This is a genomic window from Hydrogenophaga laconesensis, from assembly GCF_031457235.1.
Taxonomy (GTDB): domain Bacteria; phylum Pseudomonadota; class Gammaproteobacteria; order Burkholderiales; family Burkholderiaceae_C; genus Hydrogenophaga; species Hydrogenophaga laconesensis.
On record NZ_JAVDWE010000001.1, the window covers coordinates 882699 to 908384 of the forward strand.

The 25686-nt window shown below is 59.6% G+C and carries 18 protein-coding genes and 1 pseudogene; 11 read left to right on the plus strand and 8 right to left on the minus strand.

The genetic code is table 11. The annotated features are described in order from the left end of the window. Positions 1-2: 2 nt before the first annotated feature. A complete protein-coding gene (locus J2X09_RS04265; protein ID WP_204731886.1) occupies positions 3-755 on the minus strand; it encodes an NAD(P)H-dependent oxidoreductase in 753 nt (250 codons plus the stop codon). A 167-nt stretch (positions 756-922) separates the two neighbouring features. On the opposite strand from J2X09_RS04265, the pseudogene J2X09_RS27045 reads away from it, so the two are divergent. From J2X09_RS27045 to J2X09_RS04315, 11 genes and pseudogenes are all read left to right on the plus strand, one after another. Beyond that, a pseudogene (locus J2X09_RS27045) lies at positions 923-994 on the plus strand (SEC-C metal-binding domain-containing protein); the annotation flags it as partial. A gap of 60 nt (positions 995-1054) precedes the next feature. Next, positions 1055-3022, plus strand: coding sequence for a methyltransferase domain-containing protein (locus tag J2X09_RS04270; protein ID WP_310307505.1), 1968 nt, complete (start codon positions 1055-1057; stop codon positions 3020-3022). A 340-nt stretch (positions 3023-3362) separates the two neighbouring features. Further along, entirely contained in the window at positions 3363-3692 is a 330-nt protein-coding gene (locus J2X09_RS04275; protein WP_204731889.1) for a type II toxin-antitoxin system PrlF family antitoxin, read from the plus strand. Further along, positions 3689-4195, plus strand: coding sequence for a type II toxin-antitoxin system YhaV family toxin (locus tag J2X09_RS04280; RefSeq protein WP_204731890.1), 507 nt, complete (start codon positions 3689-3691; stop codon positions 4193-4195). The genes J2X09_RS04275 and J2X09_RS04280 overlap by 4 nt, the downstream gene beginning before the upstream one ends. 57 nt (positions 4196-4252) lie before the next feature. Further along, on the plus strand, positions 4253-4828 hold the full coding sequence (locus J2X09_RS04285) for a helix-turn-helix domain-containing protein (protein ID WP_204731891.1): 576 nt from the start codon (positions 4253-4255) through the stop codon (positions 4826-4828). Positions 4829-4964: 136 nt separating this feature from the next. Beyond that, the gene (locus tag J2X09_RS04290) at positions 4965-5729 is read left to right on the plus strand and encodes a DUF6088 family protein (protein ID WP_445352001.1); all 765 of its coding nucleotides are present in this window, start codon (positions 4965-4967) and stop codon (positions 5727-5729) included. Next, positions 5722-6744 (plus strand): nucleotidyl transferase AbiEii/AbiGii toxin family protein, encoded by a 1023-nt coding sequence (locus tag J2X09_RS04295; protein ID WP_204731892.1) that lies wholly within the window; start codon positions 5722-5724, stop codon positions 6742-6744. The genes J2X09_RS04290 and J2X09_RS04295 overlap by 8 nt, the downstream gene beginning before the upstream one ends. A gap of 132 nt (positions 6745-6876) precedes the next feature. Further along, positions 6877-7350 carry a hypothetical protein gene (locus J2X09_RS04300; protein ID WP_204731893.1) on the plus strand — a complete coding sequence of 158 codons (474 nt, stop codon included), beginning with the start codon at positions 6877-6879 and terminating at the stop codon, positions 7348-7350. Positions 7351-7500: 150 nt separating this feature from the next. Beyond that, positions 7501-9066 carry a recombinase family protein gene (locus tag J2X09_RS04305; RefSeq protein WP_204731894.1) on the plus strand — a complete coding sequence of 522 codons (1566 nt, stop codon included), beginning with the start codon at positions 7501-7503 and terminating at the stop codon, positions 9064-9066. Continuing rightward, positions 9063-9974, plus strand: a complete 912-nt coding sequence (locus J2X09_RS04310) for a ParB/RepB/Spo0J family partition protein (protein WP_204731895.1) — start codon at positions 9063-9065, stop codon at positions 9972-9974. The genes J2X09_RS04305 and J2X09_RS04310 overlap by 4 nt, the downstream gene beginning before the upstream one ends. Continuing rightward, entirely contained in the window at positions 9971-10849 is an 879-nt protein-coding gene (locus tag J2X09_RS04315) for a plasmid partitioning protein RepB C-terminal domain-containing protein (protein WP_204731958.1), read from the plus strand. The genes J2X09_RS04310 and J2X09_RS04315 overlap by 4 nt, the downstream gene beginning before the upstream one ends. Before the next feature lie 279 nt (positions 10850-11128). Here J2X09_RS04315 and J2X09_RS04320 read toward each other — a convergent pair whose 3' ends face one another. From J2X09_RS04320 to J2X09_RS04350, 7 genes are read right to left on the minus strand one after another with little or no spacing between them, the layout of a single operon-like run. Further along, positions 11129-12937: a DUF262 domain-containing protein gene (locus J2X09_RS04320; RefSeq protein ID WP_204731896.1), complete on the minus strand. Its 1809-nt coding sequence runs from the start codon at positions 12935-12937 to the stop codon at positions 11129-11131. A 53-nt stretch (positions 12938-12990) separates the two neighbouring features. Continuing rightward, positions 12991-13752, minus strand: a complete 762-nt coding sequence (drmC, locus tag J2X09_RS04325) for a DISARM system phospholipase D-like protein DrmC (protein WP_204731897.1) — start codon at positions 13750-13752, stop codon at positions 12991-12993. Between the two features lies 1 nt (position 13753). Next, positions 13754-15613, minus strand: a complete 1860-nt coding sequence (drmB, locus tag J2X09_RS04330) for a DrmB family protein (protein ID WP_310307512.1) — start codon at positions 15611-15613, stop codon at positions 13754-13756. Between the two features lie 2 nt (positions 15614-15615). Further along, positions 15616-19617, minus strand: a complete 4002-nt coding sequence (gene drmA, locus J2X09_RS04335; protein WP_204731898.1) for a DISARM system helicase DrmA — start codon at positions 19615-19617, stop codon at positions 15616-15618. A 26-nt stretch (positions 19618-19643) separates the two neighbouring features. Further along, a complete protein-coding gene (locus J2X09_RS04340) occupies positions 19644-20390 on the minus strand; it encodes an MAE_28990/MAE_18760 family HEPN-like nuclease (RefSeq protein WP_204731899.1) in 747 nt (248 codons plus the stop codon). Further along, the gene (locus tag J2X09_RS04345) at positions 20387-21490 is read right to left on the minus strand and encodes a GmrSD restriction endonuclease domain-containing protein (protein WP_310307515.1); all 1104 of its coding nucleotides are present in this window, start codon (positions 21488-21490) and stop codon (positions 20387-20389) included. The genes J2X09_RS04340 and J2X09_RS04345 overlap by 4 nt, the downstream gene beginning before the upstream one ends. A gap of 19 nt (positions 21491-21509) precedes the next feature. Beyond that, positions 21510-25571, minus strand: a complete 4062-nt coding sequence (locus J2X09_RS04350) for an Eco57I restriction-modification methylase domain-containing protein (RefSeq protein WP_310307544.1) — start codon at positions 25569-25571, stop codon at positions 21510-21512. Positions 25572-25686 lie beyond the last annotated feature (115 nt).

The window sequence follows — 25686 nt, forward strand, 5'->3', positions numbered from 1 at the left end:
GATCAGCCCTGACCTGGCGTGCGGCGATGGCCTGCCGTGCGCGGGACGATGCCAGGCTTGAGCCGCCAGTCGGCGTCGAAGTCCGACATCGGGTGGGAGGGCATCACCTCTTCCTGCTCGATCTGGCGCAGCCGCTTTTCATAGGCGTCCAGGCAAGCGTGGCGCTGGGCCTCGTCGGTGTACTGGATGGAGAAGCCCACGAAAGGCTGCAGCACCTGCAGGCCGCCATAGCCGAAGGTGCCGTGTTGCAGATGCCAGAGGATCACGTCGCGCTGACCCAGCAGGCCGTCGGCATCCATCATCCCGGGAAAGCAGCCCGTGGTGAATGCCAGCATCGCCTTGCGTCCCTTGAGACCACCGTTGTCGAAACGCATGCCGCCCGCACCGTACACGGTGCCATTGACGAAAACCCGGTCGATCCACCCTTTCATGATCGCGGGCACCGAGAACCACCACAACGGGAACTGAAGGATCAGCAGATCGCAGGCCAGCAGCTTGTCGATCTCGGCCTGAATATCCGGCGTGAAGGTGCGGCGCTGCGACGACTGCTTCTGTTCGCGGTCGTACTGCAGTGCATCGGGAAAACGTCGCTCGGTGAAGTCTTCGCCCGTGGCCACGGGCTTGAAGTTCATCTCGTACAGATCGGACACCACCACATCGTGTCCGCAAGATTCAAGCGTTTGCACCGACCGCTCCAGCAACGCCCGGCCGAATGAACGCGGCTCGGGGTGGGCAAAAACAATAAATACCTTCATCGCTCGTCTTCCATATCGTGGCGAATGGCACTTATGATAACCCGACTAGTCGGTTTATTTATATCCCATCGAACCTTGCGCAAGTCCCGCTCGGACGGGTACGCAGCAGGGCAACGATCGGGTTTCAAAAGCGCCGCATCAGACGGCCCATGCATAGGAGACAAGCCATGCAGACAGTTGGGCGCAACGAGCGCTGCCCGTGCTCGAGCGGGAAGAAATACAAGCATTGCTGCCTGCCCCTCCGAGGCGGTGGTCGGATCACGCCAACGTCGTCCGGCGCATGGGCCACCGCAATGGCCATGTACGAAGTCGGCCAACTGCAGCAGGCAGCCCGCCTGTGCCACCAAGTGCTTCAAGTCGACGCGGGCCATGTCGATGCCTGGCATCTGCTCGGCGTGATCGCGTGTGAAGCCGGTGACACACCAGGCGCTCTGGACTTCCTGACCCGGGCGACGCAATGGAAGCCCGGATTTGCCGAAGCGCACTACCACCTGGGCCTCATCCACATGCGCCATGGCCGGCTGGATCAGGCCGCGTCGCACTACCACGAGGCCATCAGGTCTGCGCCGGACTGCTTTCAGGCACACAGCAATCTGGGTCTGGTGCTCAATCACCAGGGCCGCCCTTTGGAAGCGCTCGACGCGTATCTCCACGCCCTGTCGATCCAGGAAGCGCCGGAGGTGAAGATCGGTCTTGCAGAGTGCCTGCAGCGACTGCGTCCGGACGCCTCGCGCGGGAAACTGCGGCCCCTGCTGACCCGTGCGATCCATGAGGCATGGAGACGGCCCGAGGAACTGGCGCCGGCGGCGATTGCATGGCTGAAGGGGGAGCCCCTCATGCGGGCGGCGCTGTCACACGAGGGGCCTGTCGGGCAGCCGTCGCTGGTGGCCTGGCAGGAGGACACCTTGCTGCTGGGCTTGCTCGAAAACGCCACGGTCTGCGATGTGGCCGTGGAACGATGGCTCACAAAAATGCGAGCCGCCTTGCTCGGGTGGGCCCTGGAGCAGGATGCTGAAGACGACGCCAGCCTGAGCGCCCTGCAAGGAGCGCTCGCGCGGCAATGCTTCCTCAACGAATACGCCTGGGTCATCAGCGCCACCGAGGACGCACAACTTGAACAGTTGCAGGCCTGCCTCGACACCACGCTGGACAGCGGCGGCCAACCGCTCGCCCACCAGTTGCTCGCGCTGGCCAGCTACAGGCCGTTGCACACCCTCGCCGGTCCTTGCTTCGACGCCACCTGGCCCGAAGCCCTGTGCGCGGTGTTGCAGCAGCAGGTCGAAGAGCCTCGGCGCGAAGGCCTCCTGCGCACCAGCCTGCAGCGTCTGACCGGGATCGACGAGGGAGTGTCGTGCCGCGTGCGCCGGCAGTACGAAGAGAACCCCTACCCGCGCTGGGCGCGCGCCTCGCTGCTTCCGCCGCCACTTCGCCTGGATGACCGCCTTCGCATGCAGTTGCCACACGCGCGCTTTCAACCGATGGCGCGACGCGAATCGCTCGACGTGCTCATCGCCGGTTGCGGCACCGGCCGCCATTCGACAGAAACCGCCAGCCACTACGCAGGGGCCCACGTGCTCGCCATCGACCTGAGCGCCAGCAGCCTGGCCTATGCGATGCGCAAGTCTCTAGAGCTGGGCCAGCCGCACATCGAATACGCGCAGGCCGACATCCTTTTGCTCGCTTCGCTCGAACGGCGCTTCGACCTGATCGAATCGGTGGGCGTTCTGCACCACCTGGACGATCCCGAAAAAGGCTGGCGCGCGTTGCTGTCGCTCCTTCGCCCCGGCGGCCTCATGCGGATCGGGCTCTACAGCGAACTGGCTCGATCGTTGGTGGTGGCGGCGCGCCAGTTCATCGCGGAGCGCCGCCTCCCAGCCACCGCGCAAGGCATTCGAGCCTGCCGCGAGGCGCTGCTGAATGGTGACTGCCCGGATGTTCTGAAACCCCTCACCAGCTTCGGCGATTTCTACGGCTTGAGCGCCTGCCGCGACCTGTTGTTCCATGAGCAGGAACACCGCACCAGCCTGCCCCAGATCCAGGCGCTTCTCGACAGGCTTGGCTTGTCGTTCGTAGGTATGCATGTGGAACCCGCCGTGCTCAGCCGCTTCCGCAAGCGCTTTCCTGAAGAGGATGCGGTGCACGACCTGCAGCGTTGGCACACGTACGAAACCGAGCACCCCGACACTTTCATCGGCATGTACCAGTTCTGGGTACAGGCACCCGGCAGCCCGGCTCCCGGGGCCGCCTTGCGAAACACGACGGGATAGCGCCGGACACAGAAAGCAAAAGGCCGCCAACGAGGATCGTCAGCGGCCTTGTACAGGTCGTGTGGTGGCGGAACGCGGAACTGAACCCGCGTCCGCTTTCTGAACAAAAGTCCGTCCGCAAGAACAGAGTCCCTGTTTTGAATCATTTGGCCGCTTCGGCGGACATCGGGCGAAGCGGGTGGACAGCCAGACTCGCGGTGTTCGATATGGTCACTGGTAGGCAGTCGCCCACCGAAACTCCGGACAGGATGGCAATAGCTCTTGGCAATGCAGTTGCATTGACTTGACAAGGCGATTGCATTACCATGCAAGATATTCACATCTTTGACCGGAGCGCGCCATGCCCACCACCCTCGACGTCGAATCCACGCTGACCGACCGCTACCAGACCACGGTACCGGAAACCGTGCGTCGCGCCCTGCGGCTCGGCAAGCGCGACAAGATCCACTACACCATCCGCTCCAGTGGTGAGGTTGTGCTGACCCGCGCTGAAGCCTCCGAAGGCGACGATCCGGTGCTCGGCCAGTTCCTGGGCTTCCTGGCCCGGGACATTGCCAACCACCCCGAGCGCCTGCAGGCCGTGGATGCGGGCCTCGTCCAACGGCTCCAGTCTCTGGTCGGCAGCGTCGAAGTCGATCTCAATGCCGCCCTGTCGGCAGACGATGAATGAGCGCGGGCAAGGCCACGCCCCTGGTCATTCACGGCTGGACGATCTTTGCCCATCCGCTGTTCTTGGCGCAGATTGAGGCGCTTGCTCAGCAGGTCGAAGCCTTGAAGCAGAAGGACCCAGTCGGGTATGTGAAGAAGAACGCCAGCAAGCGACTGGCGGCAATCACTAGGTTGGCGTTCGACATCATTCCTCAAGACCCTGCGCGGCCTGAGTACCGCCAAGGCGGCACCCTTGGCGACGATCACAAGCACTGGTTCCGGGCGAAGTTCTTCCAGCAGTACCGGCTGTTCTTCCGTTACCACGCACCCAGCAGAGTAATCGTGTTCGCGTGGGTCAACGACGAGGACACCAAGCGCGCCTACGAGAGCAGCGACGACGCCTACCGGGTGTTCCGCAGAATGCTTGAAAGCGGTCATCCGCCGGACGACTGGAGCCAGTTGCTGGGCGAGGCCCGGGCCGAGGGGCAGCGACTGCAGCAGTTCGCCGCTGGCCTCACGCCGTAAGGCTTGGCTTCTATGGCGAACAGCGTTGTCATGGGGTCATCAGTCTTGGAGAAGAAGATGCACTACCCCGTGATGACCGAAAGACAGGTTGCCGCCAGATGGAAGGTCAGCCTGAAAACCCTGCGGCGCTGGCGGCTTGATAGCGAAGGGCCAATCTGGCACAAGCTGTTCCACCACGTCCGCTACCACCAGGCGGATATTCTCGAGTTCGAGCGTCAGAGCGCACAGCACTGGATGGCGATTCTTGGCGATGGTGAGCGCGTCCCACGCGCCGTTACCCACCCACAGAGAATCGATGGCGACCCTCAGCCTTCCGATACCGCCGAGCCCGAACTGCAGTACGTCAGCGCGAAGGAGGTCGTCGAGGCTACCAGCCTACCTGCGAATCTGTTCACCGACCGAGTCGAGCGAGAGCGCAAGCGCATCCCGCATCTGCTGTTGGTTAGGAACCTGCGTTTTTCGCTGGAGGCCATCCTGCAATGGGAACTGGCGAACAGCGTGCGGGGCGATGTACAGGAATCGGTGGTGCGACCCGTCGAGCTGGAGCATCAACCGGACGCCCCGGCTCGTGTGCCGCGCTGGCATGAGCTGGTGAGGGAGCAGGACGGAGAACGGTTCGATTCCGTTCCGTAGCCTGAACAGATGTCCCTCCTTTTGGCCCAAAGTCCACCGTTTCGGCCATTTGTCCCTGAGGGCGGAACACGGAACCGAACCCGCGTCCGTAATCTGAACCAGAGAGTAACACCTCGGCCTTGAGGCCGTGAATTCGATGATCTGGCCGAAACCCGTGTTGGCTTTCGGCGAATCCCCCTTTTATGTGCGTGATCCGGGCTCTCGAGGCCTCGGAGGCTCCTTTGCGGCCATTGGCCGGGCACGTCTGCTGCAAATTGCGGTTTGTCAGATACTGGCTTATACTTCTGACAAAGGAGCCATGACCATGAGCCATCTTGCCGAGAACATCTTGTCTGCCGCCCGGGCCATGCCCGAGGGTGGCCTGCTGTCGCCCAAGGAGTTCTTGCATCTGGGCTCGCGGGCGGCCATCGACAAAACCTTGTCCCGGCTGGCTCAGGAAGGGAAGTTGCTGCGCGTGAGTCGCGGTGCCTATGTCGCACCTCATCAGGGGCGATTTGGCTCCCGCCCGCCATCCACAGAATCCGTGGTGCAGGCCATCGAGGCCAGCTGCGGTGAAACGGTGGTGGCCAACGGTGCAGCCGAAGCCAATGCGCTGGGCCTGACCACGCAGGTGCCGACCCGCGAGGTTTTTCTCACCTCCGGCGCATCCCGCACCCTGCATCTTGGCAGCCGGTGCGTGGAGCTCAAGCACGCTAACCGCTGGCAATTGCTGCTGGGCAAGCGCCCCGCAGGCAAGGTGATTCGTGCGCTGTCATGGCTGGGGCCGGAGAGCGCACCGGCGGCGCTGAAGCAACTGCGCGCCAAACTGCCCGAGTCCGAATGGGAGGCCGTGCGTGGCGCACGGGCCGCACTGCCGAGCTGGATGGCCAAAGTGGTCAGCGAGGCCATGGCACATGGCTGATTCCTGGTTTTCGCTCAGCCGGGAAGATCAGGTTGAAGCTCTGGAGTTTGCTGCAGCCCGTACCGGGCGGCCCGCGCATCTGCTCGAGAAAGACATCTGGGTGGTCTGGGTGCTGTCCGCCATTTACGAATCCGACTTGGCCAGCAAACTCACCTTCAAGGGTGGCACCTCGCTGTCCAAGGTCTATCGCATCATCGACCGGTTTTCCGAGGACGTGGATCTCACCTATGACATCCGCGAACTGGCCGCCGACCTTTTGAAGCAAGGCAACCCCATTCCCGATTCCGCCAGCCAGGAAAAAAAGATCAGCAGCGCGGTACGTCACCGCCTGCCCGACTGGATCGAGGCGACGGTCAAACCGGTCATCGCAGCGGCGCTGGCGAAAGATGGGTTGGATGCGAGCTTGACGCTGGCGGGCAAGGATCGGGACAAGCTGATCCTGTCGTATCCAGCGGTCAAAACCGGCACCGGCTATTCTGCGCCCACGATCCAGCTGGAGTTTGGTGCCCGCGCCACGGGCGAGCCGCACCATGTTCAGCCGGTGGCTTGCGACATTGCGCCGGAAATCGAAGACATCATTTTCCCTGTCGCCCAACCCTTGGTGATGGCAGCAGAGCGCACCTTCTGGGAAAAGGCCACCGCAGCACACGTGTATTGCTTGCAGGGACGGCTGCGCGGCGAGCGCTATTCGCGGCACTGGTACGACTTGGCCGCCATCGCAAAAACGCCGCACTTCGCTGCGGCCTGTGCCGACCAGGCGCTGGCTCGGGCCGTTGCAGAACAAAAATCGGTGTTCTTCGTCGAAAAAGACGCTGCCGGTGCCAAGATCGATTACTTCGCCGCCACCAGTGGCCAGCTGCAACTCATCCCGACGGGCGAATCGTTGACGGCGCTGGAAAACGATTACGCCGCAATGCTGGAAGACGGTCTGCTGGCGCTGAATCAACCGAACTTCGCCGACATCATCGAGCAGTGCCGTGTCATTCAGGATGAGGCCAATCGGCAGCCCCTTTAAACGGGTGTAAATGGGCGTAATTGTGGTTTGCCCACAGATCGTGCCGTCCTGTTGCATCGCCTCGCATCAAGCCTCCCTGATTGCAGCCACCGGCCAGCAGTTCCCATATGAATTTTCATATGGAGAACTTCGATGTCCAGCACCCTCTGCGCCTGCTGTGGCCAGCCGTTCGAGCCGCGCCCACAAGTTCCTGGTCAAGCCTACTGCTCCTTGCCCGGCTGTCAGCGCGCCCGCAAGCGCCAGTGGCAGCGGGCCAAGCTTCAGTCCGATTCCGACTACCGAATCAACCAGCGCGCCGCCCAGCAGGCGTGGTCGCAGCGCAATCCTGACTACTGGCGCAACTACCGTGGCGCTCGGCCAGAGTACGAACAGCACAACCGAGCACAGCAGCGATTGCGCGATCTCAGGGGGCAAGATGCTGGTCTTGCAAAGATGGACGTGTGCGGCCTGCCGACGGGCCTGTATCGAATCGCGCGGCATCCAGCATTCCCAATGGAAAACGGCGCTCCATGGATCGTCGAGATCACGCCGGTGTGCCTGACGTGTCCGTGCAAGATGGACGTGTCAAGAGAGGACTTGATCGACACCTCGGCGATTCGCCCTTAACTTCTTTCTCCAAATGGGCTCTCGATCATCCTGAATGGCAACAGTTTCAACCCTGCGCATCCCGACCGGCACACCGCTGGTCGCGGCCGTGCCAGTAAGGTGAAAAGCAGACCCGAGAGCAGGTGCACATAACAATGAGTGATCGGGTCTATGCAGGCAGAAGAATTTTCAACGGAGGCGGAGTCACCTCCTCCGACATTTCGGGCCGCCGAGTATGTGCGGATGTCGACCGAGCACCAGCAGTACTCGACGGAGAATCAGGCCGACAAGATCCGTGAGTACGCCGAGCGGCGCAACATCGAGATCGTTCGCACCTATGCCGACGAAGGCAAGAGCGGCCTGCGTATCGATGGGCGCAAAGCACTGCAGCAACTGATCAAGGATGTCGAGACGGGCAAGGCCGATTTCCAGATCATCCTGGTCTATGACGTCAGCCGTTGGGGGCGGTTTCAGGACGCCGACGAGAGTGCCTATTACGAATACATCTGTCGCCGCGCCGGAATCCAGGTTTCCTACTGTGCCGAACAGTTTGAGAATGACGGCTCGCCCGTGTCCACCATCGTCAAAGGCGTCAAGCGCGCGATGGCGGGCGAATACAGTCGGGAGTTGTCGGCCAAGGTGTTCGCCGGGCAGTGCCGCCTGATCGAGCTGGGCTTTCGGCAAGGCGGGCCCGCCGGTTATGGCCTGCGGCGTGTGTTGATCGATCAGTCCGGCACGTTCAAAGGTGAACTGGCTCGCGGCGAGCACAAGAGCCTGCAAACCGACCGCGTCATCCTGCAGCCGGGACCCGACGACGAGGTCGCCGCCGTCAACCAGATCTACCGCTGGTTCGTCACCGACAACCTGACCGAGCTGGAGATCGCCGAACGGCTCAACACGCAAAACATCCGAACAGATCTCGGGCGCGATTGGACGCGGGCGACGGTGCGCGAGGTGTTGTCCAACGAGAAGTACATCGGTAACAACGTCTACAACCGGCGCTCCTTCAAGCTCAAGAAGCACCGGGTGGTCAACAGCCCCGAGATGTGGATCAAGAAGGAAGGTGCGTTCGAGAGTGTCGTGCCGCCGGAGCTCTTCTACACCGCGCAAGGCATCCTGCGCGCACGGTCACATCGCTACAGCGATGACGAACTGATCGAGAAGCTGCGTAACCTGTACCAGCGCCACGGTTACCTCTCCGGCCTGATCATCGACGAGGCCGAAGGCATGCCCTCGTCGGCGGCCTACGCACATCGTTTTGGCAGCCTGATCCGCGCGTACCAGACCGTCGGCTTCACCCCGGATCGGGACTACCAGTATCTGGAGGTGAACCAGTTCTTGCGCCGACTGCATCCGGAGATCGTCGGCCAGACCGAACGGATGATCGCCGAGGTCGGCGGCATGGTCGAACGTGATCCGGCCACCGATCTCCTCACCGTCAACCACGAATTCACCGTCTCGCTGGTACTGGCCCGTTGCCAGTTACTCGACAACGGGCGGCGGCGCTGGAAGGTGCGCTTCGACACCAGCCTCGCACCCGACATCACCGTGGCCGTGCGGCTCGATGAAACCAATCAGGCGGCGCTGGATTACTACCTGTTGCCGCGACTCGACTTCGGCCAGCCCCGCATCAATCTCGCCGATCACAACGGCATCGAATTCGAGTGTTACCGCTTCGACAGCCTGGACTACCTGTATGGCATGGCACGGCGCATCCGCATACGGAGGGCCGCATGAACCAGGACAAAGAGCATCGCCACTCGGAATTGCGGATGATCCCGCTGAACCGGATCGAGGTTCTCAATCCGCGCGAACGCAACAGCCGAGTGTTCGAACAGATCGTCGGCAACATCCAGAGCATCGGCCTGAAAAAGCCCATCATCGTGACGCCGCGTCCGGGAAATGATGGCGAGCACTACCTGCTCATCTGTGGTGAGGGGCGTCTCAAGGCCTTCAAGACACTCGGTCACCAGGAAATCCCGGCGATGGTGATGAACGTCGACGACGAGTCGGCCTTCATCATGAGCCTGACGGAGAACATTGCACGACGAAAATTCAGCCCGCTAGAACTCTTGGTTGGCATTGAGCAGCTGCGGGATCAGGGATACGACAAAAAAGACATCGCCCAGAAAACGGGCCTGAGCCCGGAGTATGTCCAGGGCATCCTGTACCTGCTCAAGAACGGCGAAGAGCGTCTGTTGATGGCCGTCGGCAGCGGACGCATCCCGCTCAACGCGGCGATCACCATTGCTGGCGCGGGCACGGATGACAAAGCGATTCAGGCCGCCCTGCAGGAAGCCTATGAATCCGGCAAGCTGCGTGGCAGCCAACTGATCCAGGCGCGTCGGGTCATCGAACGTCGCCGCACGCAAGGCCGGGCTGTCGGCGGCAAGATGTCATCCCGCAAACCCAATGCGGACGTGACCACGTCGAGTCTCGTGCGCAACTACCAGCGTGAAGTCGAGCGCCAGAAGCAGCTGGTCAGGAAGGCAGAAACCGCCCAGCGCAACCTGCTGTTCATCGTTGGTGCGCTGCGTCAGTTGCTGGCAGATGAGAATTTCACCAACCTGCTGCGCGCCGAGGGAATGGACTCATTGCCGCAGTATCTGGCGGATCGGGTCTGGGCGCGGGGGTGTGGAACGTGAGCAGACCACCACTGGGCTTCGTGCCGGAGCCTCTATTTCTTGAGCTTTCGGCCATCCTGCCATCCCGCAAGACCCCCGAGGGCTTGTTTGCCTCCCGGAAATTCAAGCAGATCCTCGCGTCCATCGAGGCTGTCGGGCTGATTGAACCCCTGTCGGTGGGAAAGCCCTCCCGTGAGGGCCAGTACATCTTGCTCGACGGGCACACGCGGCTGGTGGCGCTGAAGCAGTTGGGCTTCGACAAGGCACCGTGCCTCGTGGCCACCGATGACGAGAGCTACACCTACAACAACCGGGTCAATCGTCTCTCCAGCATCCAGGAACACCTGATGATCCGCCGCGCCGTCGAACGCGGCGTCACCCCTGAAAAGCTCGCGAAAGCATTGGACGTGGATATCAGCCACATCATCAAGAAACTGAACCTGCTCGACGGCATCTGCCCGGAGGCTGCCGAGTTGCTGCGCGATCAAACCTTCTCGGCCAACCTTGGCGCGGTGCTGCGCAAGCTCAAGCCAACCCGGCAGGTTGAATGCGTCGAACTGATGGTCAGCGCCAACAACATCACGGTGGCCTACGCGCAGGCCTTGGTAGCCGCCACACCCAGCAATCTGCTCGTCGGCGAGACCAAGCCCAAGAAAATGACCGGCGTCAGCGCCGATCAGATGGCCAAGATGGAGCGGGAAATGGGCAATCTCCAAGAGCAGTTCAAGCTGGCCGAGCAGACCTACGGCCAAGACATTCTCAATCTGGTGCTGGCCAAGGGCTATCTCGCCAAGCTGATGGCCAATGAAGCCATCTTGCGTCACCTGACGAAGAATCATCCCGACGTGCTGAACGAGTTCGACAGCATCGTCCGCATGGTGGCGCTGGATAAGTAAGTGGCGCGCACTCAGAAGTGGTGAGCGAAATCCTTCCTGTCGGAAGGTCGTAGTGCTGCCCGTGTGGGCGATACGCTGTTCTTTAACAATTTGGATGTATCAGCGTCATCGCTCTCGAAGCGGAGGACGTCCTGCTTTTGCCCGTTATCAGGAGCGATGACCGACAGGCTTGCCGCTGGCCTGCCCATTCGTAGAGGGGCGTGCGAATGGGCGAACAGCGGCACTTTTTAGATGTTGTTTTTTGTGGTGGAGCTCAGAATTGACCGCGATCACAGAATGTCACGGGCTTCCCAGTTCCTTAAAGATATTTGACAGGTGCTGGGATCGTTTTTCAACGAAGGTTCGGAACGACGCAAAATCAAGCGGTGCGTCTGCGGGAATCAGTAGTCCGTCAAGGCTGAGCCCCTCTTGCTCCTTGAGCCAATCAGCGAATGGCCGGTCTTGCTTCGACTTGTTTCTGGATTCCTCCAAGAGATGGAGGTTGACGATGCTGTTCCAGTTTTCGCGGCTAAGAAAAAACTCCAGCGCCTCTGGTTTCCCTTTCAAGAATTCGCACTGGGACAGCTTGTCCTGGCTGAAAGATGCCGCTGGATGGATATGATCTTTTTGCAGTGCTCGTGTGTAGTCGAGGTCCGGCATGAGCAACGCCAAGATCGAAAAGCACGACGCATCATCTTTCTGGGTTTTGAGCAATCGGCTGATGAAGTCATCATCGAAAAGCAGATCCTTGCTATGCCCCCGGTAGTCTTCGATGATCTTCGTCAGCGGGAACGCCTCTGCCGGCATATTGGCTTTGATAGTCTTGCGCAAGTTTGTCAGCAGTGCATCGCCTTGGCCGCCGAAAACGCCCTTGAGCAGCGACATGTGCAACCACTGCCGGATCAGTTTCCGATCTTGAATGTGGAACGCTTGCTTGTTGATGCTTAAGAACACCCCCTTCTTGCCAGTGGAGGCATCGCGACCCTTGTGATACAGGTAGTAGGCAATGGGAATGGCTGCGTTCTTTGCACGGAGAGATGCATCGTTCAAACCAAACGATCGGATCAATCGAAACGTTTCCAAGATGCAGGCGCTGATCTCATCCCATTCACTCTCAATTCGGGCAACCTGCGCACCGGCGAAGTTTTCGACCTTGAAGCGGATATCGGCATCCGTCAACGCCAGTGCCGCCTTCAATATCCAGTCACGATCAATTGAGAACTCCATGTCAGAGCCAAACCTGACCTTGTCCACCAGATCGTCGATTTGCTGACGCGCATCCTTCTTCCAGTTCGCGATGGCAATCGACATCAGCAAATCGGAAAATGACAATGGAGTCCCACCGTGATTGGTGCGGATAAAGATATCCAGGACATGGTCGATTTTCTGGCTGGTCTCGTTGTAGTAATGAATCAGGGTGTCGCGCCGAACGGCGAAATAGAGCCGCGTTAGTGTTTTTCTGGCATACGCGTTTGACGACATGCCAACCTTTTCAAGGTGGGACATGACTACGTCCAGTACCTGATCTGCCGTCTCCGCCTCTTCGAGGTCCAGTACATCACCGACAAGAAACCAGCATTTGCCGTCGGTGGATTTGTCTCGTTCTTGCTTTGTCAGGAAGGAGAACTCATAAGACATCATCTCCTCGTTGCGCTCTTCGTCCAAGGGCGCAGCGATATTCAGATAGAGCCGCCTCGGAGGCAAAACGGAATCATCCTGAGTCTTTGGCCACCACTTGCGCGGCAACCTGTACGCGTAGGTGCCTTTCAGGCCGATGTACAGCGAGGTCAGTCGCTGCTGGCCATCAATGACGGCCTGGAAGTTTCCGTGGCCCCTGGTATCGAAGTCAGGATTGTTCTCACCGAAACGTTCACAGTATTTTTCCAGGAACTGGTAGAAACGGAAGTTAGTCTTGACCTCCGCATCGGTCACCTCCCAGAACATGAATGTGTTGATGGGATAGCCGCGCATGATCGAGTCGAACAGCACTTCGATCTGGGATGTGCTCCATGTGAACTTCCGCTGTATCGCAGGCAGGAGATACCGGCGCGAGACAATATTCTGGATTGCCTTGCCGATAGAAATGGCCTTTTCGTACTCGCCTGACATTCAAGATTCCTTATTTCGATACAAGCCCAGAGGACGCCTCACGCGCAGCGTCGTCAAACCGGGGAGACCAATTTCGTGTCGACCAAGGATCGCAAGTGGTCGTCCAGCAGTCTGGGTATACGTCCTCCTGAGATGAGCACGCCAGCCTCCATGTTCTTCTCCATCGCGTAGCCGGTGAGATTGGCGCTGGTGATGAAGCAGGAGTTCTTGTCGGCGACAGCGACTTTGGCGTGCACGCGGCCATCCGCAAAATCACCGGTCTTGTCGCGCCATGCATAGAGCTGTGCGCCAGGCACCAAGCCTCGCATCTTGCCAATGACGTCGATGTTGATGCTGCCGCCATGGTCTTGCGAGGACTCCAGCAACATAGTGATGCGCACCCCACGCTCATTGGCGGTATTCAAGGCTTTGACGATGGTCGACACGTCGTAGGCTACGAAGCTGGTGATGAACAGGGACTGTTCAGCGGAGTTGATGACCTGCAGAAGCGCCTGCTCTGTTCTACGCGCCGATACGAAAGGCGTCGTCGGGCCAGTCCACACGAGTTCGGTGGATTGCTCCGAAGCGGCTTTGGTGTAGACGTGGCTGGCAGCGAGAAGCATCGAGGCCAGTTCGTCTGAGCCGACCTTGGTGTTTTGCCACGCGGTCGCAAGTTGCTCGACCACGGTGCTGGCCACCGGTGTTCCCACTACGCTCGGCAACGTCGACGCAGCCTTGCTGGCTTCGGTTCGACGAACGCGGGCGGCAACGGCCTGTACCTTTTCCGGCGAAACGAGAGAGACCAAGGCTGCAATGGCATCCAAGAGTTCATCCATATCAGAAACCCTTGAAGAAACCAGCGTCAGCGCGTTCGAGTGTCGGGACGAGCAGTGAGCGATCCAGATAGCGGTTGCCACGCTCGCAAGAGGTCTCCGCTACCAAACTGCACGCATGACAGGCAGCACCATGCAGGGATCGATCCTTCTCCGGATCATGTTCCGAGCAGAGTGGATCAGAGGAGCAGACCTTAGAGCGATTCAGTGCCTGCTCCAGCAAGCGGCCAAGGTTTTCAGGCTTGCCGAGATCGACGAGGCCGCCCAGCGTGCCGTCCGAATCGGCCGCTGCCGTGTAGATGAGGATGCCTGCCTGTGGGCCATCGCCCGATGTGTCGGCATAGATGCGCTCACGAATGCTCGCGGCGTTGTATCCGCATTCCAGCGCCAACTCACGAATCAATAGGTGAGAGAGCGTGTGCAGCATCGCATAACGAATGCCGGGGTAACCCTCGTTCGGGTCGAGGTGGCGTGAATTGCGCCATCCCTTATGGCCACCACGGAGCATCTGGTCGACCTTCTTCACGCCATCCAGAGCTTCCCACTCGACGAGCGCGGCTTCGTCGAACTGGATGAAGATTCCTTCACCATGAACTTGGTTGGCTGGCACCCAGTCTGGCTTGCTGCGCGACAGGCTGGCCATCTGCGGACGCTCATTGGGGTCGCCAGACTCTTCAGGTGCTTCGACCCGAGTGAAACCCAGCAGCGCATTCACCTCGCGCAAACGCTCGAGGAGCAAGACTCGACTGATATGGCCGCCGAGCCCTGGCGGCGTACCGACCTTCTTGCTCATGAAGTGCGGGTAGTCCGTGGGCGGGTTGGCTTCGGTCAACACATCCCACTCGGGCCCTTTGATGTCGGCCTCACCCACGACATCCTGCCCGCCGCCGGAGCGATGCGCCTCGATGGCCGACCAGATCAAGGCAGCCTCGTACTTGTCGATTCCCGGCAGCGCCCCGGTCTTCTTCAAGGTCTTCACCGTTACCGACACCTCGGCTTCGGAATCGAGATCTTCGAAAAACTCCCAGCCATCCTGGATCAGCTGACTGAGCGGGTCTTTGGTCTGAGGAATCGCGAGCGCCGAGAGCGTAATAGGGAACCAGCTATTCGTGGCTCCCAGCAGAACTGCGCGAGCCTCTTCATCACATTCATTCTCGAAGTGATCCAAGTGGGGGTGACGCCCTCGGCAACCCGGCAGATTCTCTTTGCCTGCCTTACCGAATGCGTGCGCCATGCTTCTGGATGCGCCACAGGCATCACACTTCACCCACAGGTTTTCGGTTTGCAGCGACGCGCCACTCTCGAAGAAGCGCAGCGTGCCTTTGCACGAACTGTTGCCGCCGTGGACGAAATAATGCCAAGGGAAGTCGTCGAGATGACCGTCGCGGCAGGCCAGCAGAAAACGTGCGGGAACGGCATCCGCATCCTTGGCCGGTTGATCGCCTTTGGAGCCACGGCAGCCTTTGTGAACGAAGCGGGTTCGCTCCGGCCTGAAACGGTTCTCCTTGATCTCGAACAGACCGGCATCAAAGGGCGACAGCAGGCCGCATTTCACGCAACGCATCCAGCGCGGGAATGGTCGAACAGGCACGCCGATATTGGCTTCAGCCGACCAGACGTCGACGAGTTCACTCTTCTGGAATGGTGGCATCCGCAGGTTTTCGACCTGCGCCCCCAGAACCTTCCGAACGGCAGCGAGCAGTCGTGCCTCCTGAATCGGCTGGCAGCGATCCTTTTCCCATCGGTCGATGCCGAGTGTCACGACGGACAAGCTGGGCAGGTCGATCAGCGCACCGGGGCCATAAGTCCACAGCAATTGGCTGGGGCGTACTTCGCCGACTGGCGTTTTGTTGTTGATGATCATGTTCAATCCTCATCCTTCGTTGCGGGACGAGGCTTCCAATCGTGATCGTCCGTGATATGGCTCGTGTTCATGATCAGACGCACGCCGGGCTCGACCTCTCGCATCGACATCGGCACGGTCCAGTTGTCCCAGGCTTGAAGTCCTGGCGACTTGATCAATGCCACGGTCTTGTCTTTCTCGGGGCCGCGCTTTTCATACGCCAAGATCCGTCCGCCCTTGCTGACTTCTTTCGCCCATTCGTCGGCGCGCTCTTTCAGCTCGGTCTCAGCCAACTGCTTACGCGAGTTGTCTTCAGCGACATTGCCTGCGCGAGTCGCCAACACCTTGATGGCATCAATGATCTCGGCCTGATTGGACATGCTAAGTTGGCCAGCGCCTTCGTTCGGGCTGAACTCGTCGTTCTCCAGACGCATCAAACTCAACAACGAGCCCGTCAGACCACGATCCATCGCGCGTGGCGAGAATGGCGTCACCGATTGTGCCTCGACGTGTTTGTAGAACGTGGCGTGGTAGTGCTCGAAGGTTTCGTAATGCGACAGGTCGCGCGGTCTGGCCCACGTCAGCACCGTGCAGACCAAGCCCGGGAAGGAACGCCCGACACGACTGGTGGCCTGAATGTATTCGGCGGTTCCCTTGGGCTGCCCGTTCACAGCCATCAGGCCGAGTCGATTCACGTCGACACCCACCGACAGCATGTTGGTCGCCAGCACCACATCGATGGCGCGCGTGTCGCCTTCCTGCCAGCGGGTCACGTACTTGCCGGTTGACGTGTCGAACTCGGACTTGAACTTGACCTCCAGGTTGTCGAGGTACTTGGGAATATCCTGACTCGACACCCGCGACGTCAGCTCGCGAATGTTGCTGATGCTGCGTTGTGCCAGTGCGGGCCGCTCCACCATGCTCATCTGCACGCGATAGGAACGTGTCTGCACATCATCCTCTGCCAGTCGCTTCATCCCGCCCAGCTCACGCAGGGAGTTGAAGTAACCGACCATGGTCATGTACGGGTCGGCAGGCTCGCCGAAGTGATCAAACAGCTCCTGTGCTGCCGTCAGGAATGCGGTGTAGACGCGGATCAGCATCGCGGGGCGCGAACTACCGGGCGAGCACACGCCGAGGTAACGCCGTCCCGGCCGTTCTTCGATCGGGCGTTGCACCGAGAAGAAGTTGTCTTCCACGTCCAGACCGTGCGGTGGAAACACCGAAACGCGACGCATGAAGACGTTGTTCACTTGCTCCTTGGCTTTGCGCACCGTCGCCGTGGAGGCGATGATCTTCGGCTTGACCGTCTTGCCATCGAGCGTCCAGCCGCACAGCTCATCCACGGCGGTCTCATACAAACCCACCATGGTGCCCAGCGGCCCACTGATCAGGTGGAATTCATCCTGAATGATCAAGTCGGGCGGGCGAATCGGGTTGATGGCCTTCACCTTCGAGGAAGGAAAGCCCTTGCCCGCTTGGTGATTGCCATTGCAATCGGCACCTTGCCAAAGCAGGCCGTGGCGCTCGCATTCCTGGCCCACGCGACCAAACAGTGTGCGCACCTGACCACGCCACGCCATCATGGCGAACTTATCCACGGTGGCGATCATCATCGTCGGTGGGCGGTGGTAGATCTCTTCGTCGACCACCAGCACCGGAATCCCTGGATGCGGCTGCTTGCTGGACTTTCCCTTGGAGAAGTCGCAGCGGCCTTTCTTGTCGCCGCAGTAGACGAAAGTACGGCCAGAGCCCTTGTCGACCTCCACGTCGCGCCCGGGAGCCACTTCCGAGCCACACCACGGGCAACTGGAGAGCTGCGCGGGTGATGCCGCTCCGGCGTTGTATTTGCCGGGGTTGCGTACATCCTCGATGGCACGGTGGCTGTCCTCGGTCGTCCCCGGCGTCACCTTGTTGCCAACCCACAGGCCGATGGTGAAGGGTTCCGTGCCGAGGGATTTGTCGCCTTTATCCAGTGCCTCGCGTCGCAACACCTCCATCGCGCAAATCAATGCCGTGGCGCGCTGGAACTGCTGGAGCGTCAGCAGGCGCAGCGTGTAACGCATGATCACGGCCAAGCCGCGTGAGCTGTCGTAGCCGCCAAGATTGCCCTGCATGCGTCGAATGGCCATGGTGAAGGCCGCCACGCCCAAATAGGCCTCAGTCTTGCCGCCGCCGGTGGGGAACCACAAGAGATCGGCATAGGCCTCGACGGGCTGGACGCGATCCGGATGACTCGGGTCTGCCAGCGACGGGATCGAGAGCAGCAGAAACGCCAACTGGAAAGGACGCCAGCTACGGTTCTTCAGCACATCGAACTTGTCGAGGGTGACGTCCTCGCCCCGGCGCATGGCCAGCGCGTATTGGCTGCGCACGCGTTGCGTGGCCATCGCCCGGTTGGCAAAGCGAAAGGCCGCCAGCGCTTTTTCATCGGCTTTCAGCGTGTCGATACCCTGCTGCAGGCGTGTGTGGATCTCTTGGCAACGATCCATCGCTTGTTGTGACTGGGTGTCGTAGCCGGTCACCTCTGCACCGACACGGGCGCGTTGTTCATCGATCCACGCGGCATAGTCCTTGGTCAGCATGCCCAAGGCATCGACCAGCGGGTCGATGTCCAAGGTCGCCAGTCGCTGCATATCCAGCAGTCCGCTGCTGACCATTTGGCGCATCGCCGGGCGATCGGATGGATCAAGGCCGGGCGTCTCCGTCACCTGCACCTCGTACTGCGGCATCACCGTGGTGCGCACTTCGGTGGCCAGCGTCACGTCGTCTGCGGTTTCGGCATGGACGGCAACGCCATGACCCACAGCGAATTCGACTCGGTTGCGGTAGATCATCTCCAGCGCTTCACGCTCCGGGTCCATGCCGTCTGCGTCCAGCACCGGCCTGCGGCGGAAGATGGCGCGTTTGGCGGCATCCTTCTCCGAACGAACGATCAGCTCGGGCTGGAACACCCATGCCGTATCGCGGTTGGTGTCCGGTTCTTCCTGTGCATTCACCAGAAACAACGTGACCAGCCGATCGCCATTGGCATTCTTGGCCCGGATGGAGCCCTGCACGCGCACTTCGGGAAACTCGCTGTCGGGTGCCTGATGTGGAATCACGCCTTCGGTCAGTGGCAACACGATCTTGCCGCCACAGGGAATGCGTTGCCAGACTTTGGCCTTGGTCTGCACCTCGGCACCGGTTTCCTTGTTCTTGCGGGTGCGGAATGTCTCGTGCTCGTCGCTGCGCTCATACCGGCCCCAGCGCGCTTCGATCTCGATCCGGTCGGCGTCACCATCCACGCAGAAGGTCATGCCGAGGCTGCTGGGCACCAGAGACTGGTTGCTGGCGGCATCTATCTCGTCAGCCGAATCCGATTCCGGCTCCACACGCCCGGTGGCAGTGCCAAACTCTGCACCCGGCTCGTGCCGTCCCGGAGCCTTGGCCTCAGTGGGCTCTTCTGCGTCGTCATTGGCCAGTGGCCCGTCCAGCCCCTCAATGCCGCCCTGTGCGGCCTCACGCGGGGCCAGTTTGCCAACCAGGTAGCGATCCCGCACACCCATGTCGACGATACGCTCACGGGGGCCGCCAGCGGGCCCGAGCAAGTCGTCCATCACGGCCAGTTGCAGCAGTTCGCGGATATAGGCCTGATCCTCGATGGTCGGCACTTCGGCGATGGTCTTGTGCAACGCCTTGGGGAGTGACTCCAAAAAGTCCGTCCATTGAATTCGGCCAACGCTGCCGGACGAAGGCGGGGTGAGCGACGTAAGGCCAATCGGAACAGCCGGATCGACCAACAGCATGCGGTCGAAGTAGATCGTGCTGGTCTCCAGATCAGAACGAACCCGTAGCACCCGCCCGACCCGCGTGATGTGGCCAGCGGTGTTCAGGATCAACACCCAATCGTCATCGGCGATGGCTTGATACAGCGAACGCTCACCTCTCAGTCGCAACGTATAGGGTGCAAGCGTGAGATCGGCAGCGAGGCCATGATCGATTGCGATCCATGCGTTCGGATTTCTGTTCTGTATCAAGTCCATCATCACTCCACCCAAAAGTCTGTTTTTTATGCCGTGGCAGTATTCGCATTTACGGCATGCAAATAACTTCTGGTCGACAAATAGTCTGAGACGCCATCCAGTACGGCTTTGATGAATATTTTTATTTCATCAAAAATCGCAACAAGCTCATCTACGGAGGTGTCTTGACCGCAATCCTCAAATGAAATGCCGCCGTGGGCCAATTCATTTCGTTTTGTCTTGACGTTGAGGAGCCTGACGCCATCGCGCGAAGCTGCCTTGTCATGATCGGCAAGCTGAAATCCGTATTCTTTCGCCTTGTCTTTGATCAGGCGACCATCCAGATTGCCGGAAAACAGGTCTTTTTTATCAAAGCCGAGCCAGATCAGCGCGCTGGATATCGGGATGGCAGCATCGAGCAATTCAGATGGCGTATCTGATGACACCGCTTTGCGAAGACCCTTGATGGCAATTCTTCTTACATCCTCTTTGAGCTCATCAAAGCCGACTTGCTCATCCGCGATGTGTTGATGTATGGCATCTATCGCATTTGTCACCGTTGCTTCCACCAAGTTGTACAGCATCAAATAGGCGGAAGCTCGCAGCGTCTTCTCGAGGTCTCTGCCGACAACATAAGTGTTCGAGCTCGCCGCATTCGATGGCTCGCCGCCACACAACCTTGAATCCCTGTTGTCTCTCATGAACTGCAGCATTTCAAAGAAGCGCTCTATCTCACGGCAGCGAGAGTTATATGTCTCCTCTGCGCCAACCATTGCTGGGATTGATGTGGTCATACCGTTGGCTCGACCCCATTGGCCCATTCGATATCTCGTCCAAGCAAGCTATCCCTGACGAAATTAATTCGATTGATTACCCGAGGGCGCGAATTGCTTGCATCGGATCGGGTCAAGTGGCGGAACATTTCGCTTTCGAGCCAATCCATGTTGCCGGGCTGAATGTTCGGGTTTTCAGCGATGGCAAGGGCAACGCCAATGGCGATCGCCTCAAACCTTATGCGAGGCACTGATGAGTTATTTGCATTCTTGCGGAAGTGATATGGGAAATGCTGGCGAACAAATGAAAGCATCCCCATGAAGCTGCTTTCGAAGGCGGCGCTATCAAAGCCGTTGTGATTCTTGTCATCGAGGTAGTTGTCCAGGAATTCATCTACACGGCGATCAAAATTCTCATATTGATCCCGGTAGGCGAAAAATCGCAGCACGAGTTCTGGATATTCCCTGCGTTTTACGCGGGCGTCGCTAATCGGGCACAGGTCTTTGAATTCCTGAACATCGGACAAGCCACGGATAAACGTCAGGAACTGTCCGTCGCGAGACCCCATCCGTTTTTCCATGTCTTCCAGTTTTGATCCGCCACTGTTCAGTCGATCAAAAAGTTGCCGCCTTGCTTCCTCGTCAACTTCGATGAGTTCGATCATTCGAAGGGTTTTGCGCCCGAAGCGAAGCTGCCTGGGCAGAGGAAGGTCTTTGAAACGAAAACCGATCAGCTTGTCCAGTATTTCAAGCCGATCGAGCTTCAGCTCGTTGCCCATGAACCGCACCAGGGTCCTTATTCTTTGCGAGCCGTCGACGATCTCGAGTCGGCCAGCATCCTCTCCGGAAGTTATATCCGCCACGTACAGATAAGGGATCGGCAGATTCAACAAAATCGACTCAATGAATCGAGACTGTTGAGCCTCACTCCACACCAGTTCACGCTGGTAATCAGGGACAAATATCTCAGCCTTGTCACCTTCGATCTTGTCGGTAAATTTTTTGACAATGACTTCTACGGGATACTCTCGAATGTCGAAGTCAGTTTCCTTTTGCCGAAGGGAAATCTGCGCCTCTGCCTCATCTTTTTGTTCTGCACTAAACGCATCGATGAGATTCATCTGCTCATTTTGTTCCATGTTATTCCTCGGTGTGATCAATATGCAGGCGGCGGATACCCTTGCTGGACGAATCCCCGAAGTCGAGTCCCGCCTGGGTCGTTGATCCAGTCGATTTCTTCGGCGCAGATTTCCCTTTGAGAGCGCTCTTGGTTTTGCGAGAAGTCGCGTCACTATGTAACCCTGCCGCGATCTCTTCTTCGTAACGCTGCCGGTTCAACTCCGCGAAGCGGCGCAGCACCTCAGCACGCGCAGTCTCCGAGATGGTGAATCGGATGCGGTCGTTCTCAGATAGATACGGCACTTCGTGAAAGCCGTGGTCGAGGTTGAGATCAGCCCAACCATATGCACGAGCTACAGCGAGATCTGTCTCGGCGTGAAGCTCGCGACAAGTTGTGATATCTGAATCTTGTTCGGTTGAATCGTGGAATCGGTTGTACAAGTCGGTCAGGCCGATGCCATAAGATTTGCAGAGATCCCGTCTATGAGCCTCATATCGGGCACCAACCTCCTCAAGCTGTTGCTCCGTCAAATCACAAAGAGGGAGTGTTTCAAATGCGTCACTGGGCGCATAGTTGAGCCTAGTCTCAAGCGAAGATGAGTTTTTGCGTGCCCAAACATCGTTGATGGACGACGAGAGCAGGGCAAATGCAGCCATCGACTCAGTCGCGAAGACGGCTAGGCGATGCGCGAAGATCCAGTCGGCCGGAAGGGATGCGACACCAAGATATTTTGAAACCAACGAGCAGGCCAGTACGCGCTCCTGCCTATTCTGGGATGGTGTCCAGCCTTCTGGATGCTGCTCGAAGTGATGACCTCGTCCGATTGCGTGGTACAGACCGGGGCGCTTGTCGCCATACTGCCACCAGCGTTCGGGGAGCGGCTTTCTCAGAGCGAACTTGCCATTTTCGTCTCGCCGCTGACGCTCTGGTTTTACATGCTCCTCTATCCACTCCCAAGGCTGCTTGTAAGTTCGAGCCTTCTCTTCAGTCCAGTCCCAAAAGCTGATTACCCATCGGCTTGGCCGCTGTTCCGAGTCTGAGTTCAGATCTTCACCATTCAGATATGGGAAGATCACCTCCGAATTTTTGTGGTCAGCATCAAGCATCATGCGCGCTTGCTCGGGCGAGAGAACGAATCCCATTCCGACAACGACTGAGCCCTGGAATGCAATGCGCTCGTTTGCTTTGAGCCGCTTCGGGCTCCACTCTTCACCGTCTGAGAGATATGCAGAGATGAATGTGACTGAGCGACCGAGAATAGACAGCTCGCCATGCCACGCCCCCTTTCGTAGATGCACGCGGCTAGTGACCACCGCTGCTTTCCCGGGCCACGGCTCGTTCGGGTATGCGGCATGTATGACAGCACCTGCTCTCACCATCACCTCAAGGCCGACCTGCCGTGTGTCACCTTCGGCAATGGTGTTAACAGCGAGGAGTCCGAAGCCTCCTTCATTGCGAATGAGGCTCCACGCTCGCAGAAAAAAGTACGCAACGAGGTCGGCAGAACCGCGCCGTCCTTCGGCGATATGAGAGACCAGCCAATCACGGAAGGCGGTGCCCGCGACGCCGGTGATGCGTTTCCCGCCCAGAAAGGGCGGATTGCCGACGATGCCATCAAAGCCGCCGCGTTCGTGCGCGAACACCTCTGGAAACTCCAAAGGCCAATGGAAAGGTTGACGCGCAGGTTTGTCGGCAGGCAGGTCGGTCGAGAGCGCGGCGACCGACCTGCGGCGAATCGAGGCAACCATGTCTCGGCCGCCGTTGATAGCCTGCCCGGCTTGGGTTGTCAGGGACGCCAGCGTGCTCTCCAGTCCCGCGCCATTGCTGCCCGATGCAAACACCTCTCCGATAAATGTATCTGCGATGCATTCCGGCACTTCGAGTCTGCGGCGCGCATCGGCGTCCAGTTGTGCCATGGCTTCCACATCGCGAATGTCGCGGATGGGCATTGCGCGCAGGCGTATCCGCAGCTCGATTGCCTCACGCACTGCTCGCTCAATGTCCTGGCCGAACAGGCGTTGCTGACCTTTGCCGCCGGGCGTCATTGAGAGTTCAGTGAGCTGATCCAGCCGGTGAATACCCAACAAGCTATCGCCACAGCGCAGGTTGTGGTCGAGGAAGCCAAAGGGGCGGCCTTTGGCCAGCGTCACCAGCCAGATTGAGAGTTTGGCCAATTCGACTGCCAGCGGGTTTAAATCGACGCCGTACAGACAACGCTCGGCGATGAGGCGGCGCGCGATCACCGTGCGCGCTTCGCTGTCGCGGGGCAGAGGTTCCTTGGCAGCTCCCGCATCCAGAACCTCACCGTCCACGCTCACGGTTTTGCCCGTTGCCTCGACCAGTGACCACGCCTCGACGAGACGATCCGACAGCCAGCGGCAGGCCTGCACCAGGAAAGCACCCGAGCCCATGGCCGGGTCACATATCTTGAGGTCGAGCAGTTCGGCGGGGGATTTCAGAGCCCATCGGTCGCGTGGCGTGCCCTCTGCCGGGCCGACATAGGCCACCGGCGTGAGGGTCTCGGCGACGATTGCTTCAGTCAGGGACTTGGGGGTGTAGTGGGTGCCGGTTTCGCGCCGGTCGGAACCGGTGGTGACGATGAAGGCTCCTGCTGGATAGACCAGCGGATAGCCCCATGGGTCGGTGCGCAGCAGATGGGCATAGGGTTTGACGCGATCGCGGAGTTTGGTGTCGCCCTGGCAAGCGGTCAGCAGGCGGTCGGCCAGGATGTCGTCGACGGGCTTTGCCAGATCATTACGCACCCGGCTGGCGGAACTGCCGGAGCGTTCTTGCAGCAACTCCGCCAACCGCGCGGCACCATCCAAGCGAGCCGAATCCAGCTCGGCCAGCTTGACCCATGGCGTCTTGGCGCTCTTGGTGGCATCCAGCTCCAGCGTTACCTCATCGGTACGCTTGACGGTGCGTTCGAGCAAACCCTCATACACGTAGCCAATCTGTTCGACATCCAGCGCGCGGTATGAAAGCGTGCGCCCCTGGAATTGCTGAATGGCCTCCAGCAACAGCAGCACGGTGCGGTTGTCGATGGGCAGCGGCTTGGCGGCATCGGTGCGCCAGTTGGAGCCTTTGGCCCGACCTTCGAGGAAGGGGAAACGGTCGGGATCGAATAGAGAGCCGCCCAGTGCCGGGAGGCGCAGATTCTCGTGCTCGATACCGCCGAACACCGCGCGGAAGATCGCCAGCAGGCGCGACCAAGCGTCCCATCGGCGCTCCAGGATTTCTTCGGACTCTTTGCGCAACTGCATGCGCAAGGTGGAGAGCGCGTAGTTGGCCTCGTAGCGTTCGTCGCCCATCAGGAGCAGGCCACGCTCCTCGGCGGAGAGCAGGAACACCAAGCGCATCATCACCGTGAGCGCGGCCTCATACAGCTCGGGTTCTTTGACGTCGTGCAGGAGCTCTCGATTGCGATCCTGGTCGGCTTTGTCGAGCGTCTGGATCAAGACTTCGACGGCGCGGCGTACCTGCTCGCCAAGGGCGTCGGTGACTTCGTCCTGGAACTTCAGGGAGCGATCGAACAGTGCAGGCAGTTGTTCGGATTCATCGACAAAGAAACGACGAATGCCGAGCAGGTGGACGAAGGCCTGCAGGGTGATGGGCTCTTGGCTCCAGATGCGGGCATACCAACTGGCAAAGGTGCTGACGGCCCCCACGGGGGCATCCACCAGCATCCAGCGCTCGCCGTTGGTCACAAGCCCGAGACGACAACCCAATGAACGGCACAAAGCAACCATGCGATCGGCGGGCGTGGCGGCCCAGCCGTCTTGCTTCAGAGTGGCATCGAGATCGACATCCTGCGCATAGGTCTGGATCAGCAGCAGCGGTTTGTTGGCGCGTTGCTCATCGATCACCGCAAGATCCGGCGACAGCGTCACACCGTGTTCTGGCAAGCTGACTTGAAGGTTGGCGGCGCACCAGTCGGCGCGCTTGAGAACGTCGCCTTTGCCGTCTTCATCGAGTTCGAGGCCCCGCGACAGCACCTCGTCGATCCAGGCTATGTGCAACTCGGCGAACTGCGCGTCTTCCAACTCCAGCGCTTCGCGCCATTCCTCATAGGCTTGGCGCAGACGTTTGCGCTTGGTGGCATCTAGGGCCTGTTAACACAAACGAAGACCATCAGCGACGAGCACGAAGCTGATGAAACCCAGGAACATCAGGTCGAGTTTCTCGAACCGCGAGAAG

What these genes read in the sequence shown, in the direction of transcription:
- J2X09_RS04275 (WP_204731889.1), top strand. Translation starts at nt 3,363, where the DNA reads ATGCCCACCACCCTCGACGTCGAATCCACGCTGACCGACCGCTACCAG.
- J2X09_RS04345 (WP_310307515.1), bottom strand. Translation starts at nt 21,490, where the DNA reads ATGAATCTCATCGATGCGTTTAGTGCAGAACAAAAAGATGAGGCAGAG.
- drmA (WP_204731898.1), bottom strand. Translation starts at nt 19,617, where the DNA reads ATGGACTTGATACAGAACAGAAATCCGAACGCATGGATCGCAATCGAT.
- drmB (WP_310307512.1), bottom strand. Translation starts at nt 15,613, where the DNA reads ATGATCATCAACAACAAAACGCCAGTCGGCGAAGTACGCCCCAGCCAA.
- J2X09_RS04340 (WP_204731899.1), bottom strand. Translation starts at nt 20,390, where the DNA reads ATGACCACATCAATCCCAGCAATGGTTGGCGCAGAGGAGACATATAAC.
- J2X09_RS04300 (WP_204731893.1), top strand. Translation starts at nt 6,877, where the DNA reads ATGTCCAGCACCCTCTGCGCCTGCTGTGGCCAGCCGTTCGAGCCGCGC.
- J2X09_RS04285 (WP_204731891.1), top strand. Translation starts at nt 4,253, where the DNA reads ATGCACTACCCCGTGATGACCGAAAGACAGGTTGCCGCCAGATGGAAG.
- J2X09_RS04290 (WP_445352001.1), top strand. Translation starts at nt 4,965, where the DNA reads ATGATCTGGCCGAAACCCGTGTTGGCTTTCGGCGAATCCCCCTTTTAT.
- J2X09_RS04310 (WP_204731895.1), top strand. Translation starts at nt 9,063, where the DNA reads ATGAACCAGGACAAAGAGCATCGCCACTCGGAATTGCGGATGATCCCG.
- J2X09_RS04320 (WP_204731896.1), bottom strand. Translation starts at nt 12,937, where the DNA reads ATGTCAGGCGAGTACGAAAAGGCCATTTCTATCGGCAAGGCAATCCAG.
- drmC (WP_204731897.1), bottom strand. Translation starts at nt 13,752, where the DNA reads ATGGATGAACTCTTGGATGCCATTGCAGCCTTGGTCTCTCTCGTTTCG.
- J2X09_RS04270 (WP_310307505.1), top strand. Translation starts at nt 1,055, where the DNA reads ATGTACGAAGTCGGCCAACTGCAGCAGGCAGCCCGCCTGTGCCACCAA.
- J2X09_RS04280 (WP_204731890.1), top strand. Translation starts at nt 3,689, where the DNA reads ATGAGCGCGGGCAAGGCCACGCCCCTGGTCATTCACGGCTGGACGATC.
- J2X09_RS04305 (WP_204731894.1), top strand. Translation starts at nt 7,501, where the DNA reads ATGCAGGCAGAAGAATTTTCAACGGAGGCGGAGTCACCTCCTCCGACA.
- J2X09_RS04295 (WP_204731892.1), top strand. Translation starts at nt 5,722, where the DNA reads ATGGCTGATTCCTGGTTTTCGCTCAGCCGGGAAGATCAGGTTGAAGCT.
- J2X09_RS04265 (WP_204731886.1), bottom strand. Translation starts at nt 755, where the DNA reads ATGAAGGTATTTATTGTTTTTGCCCACCCCGAGCCGCGTTCATTCGGC.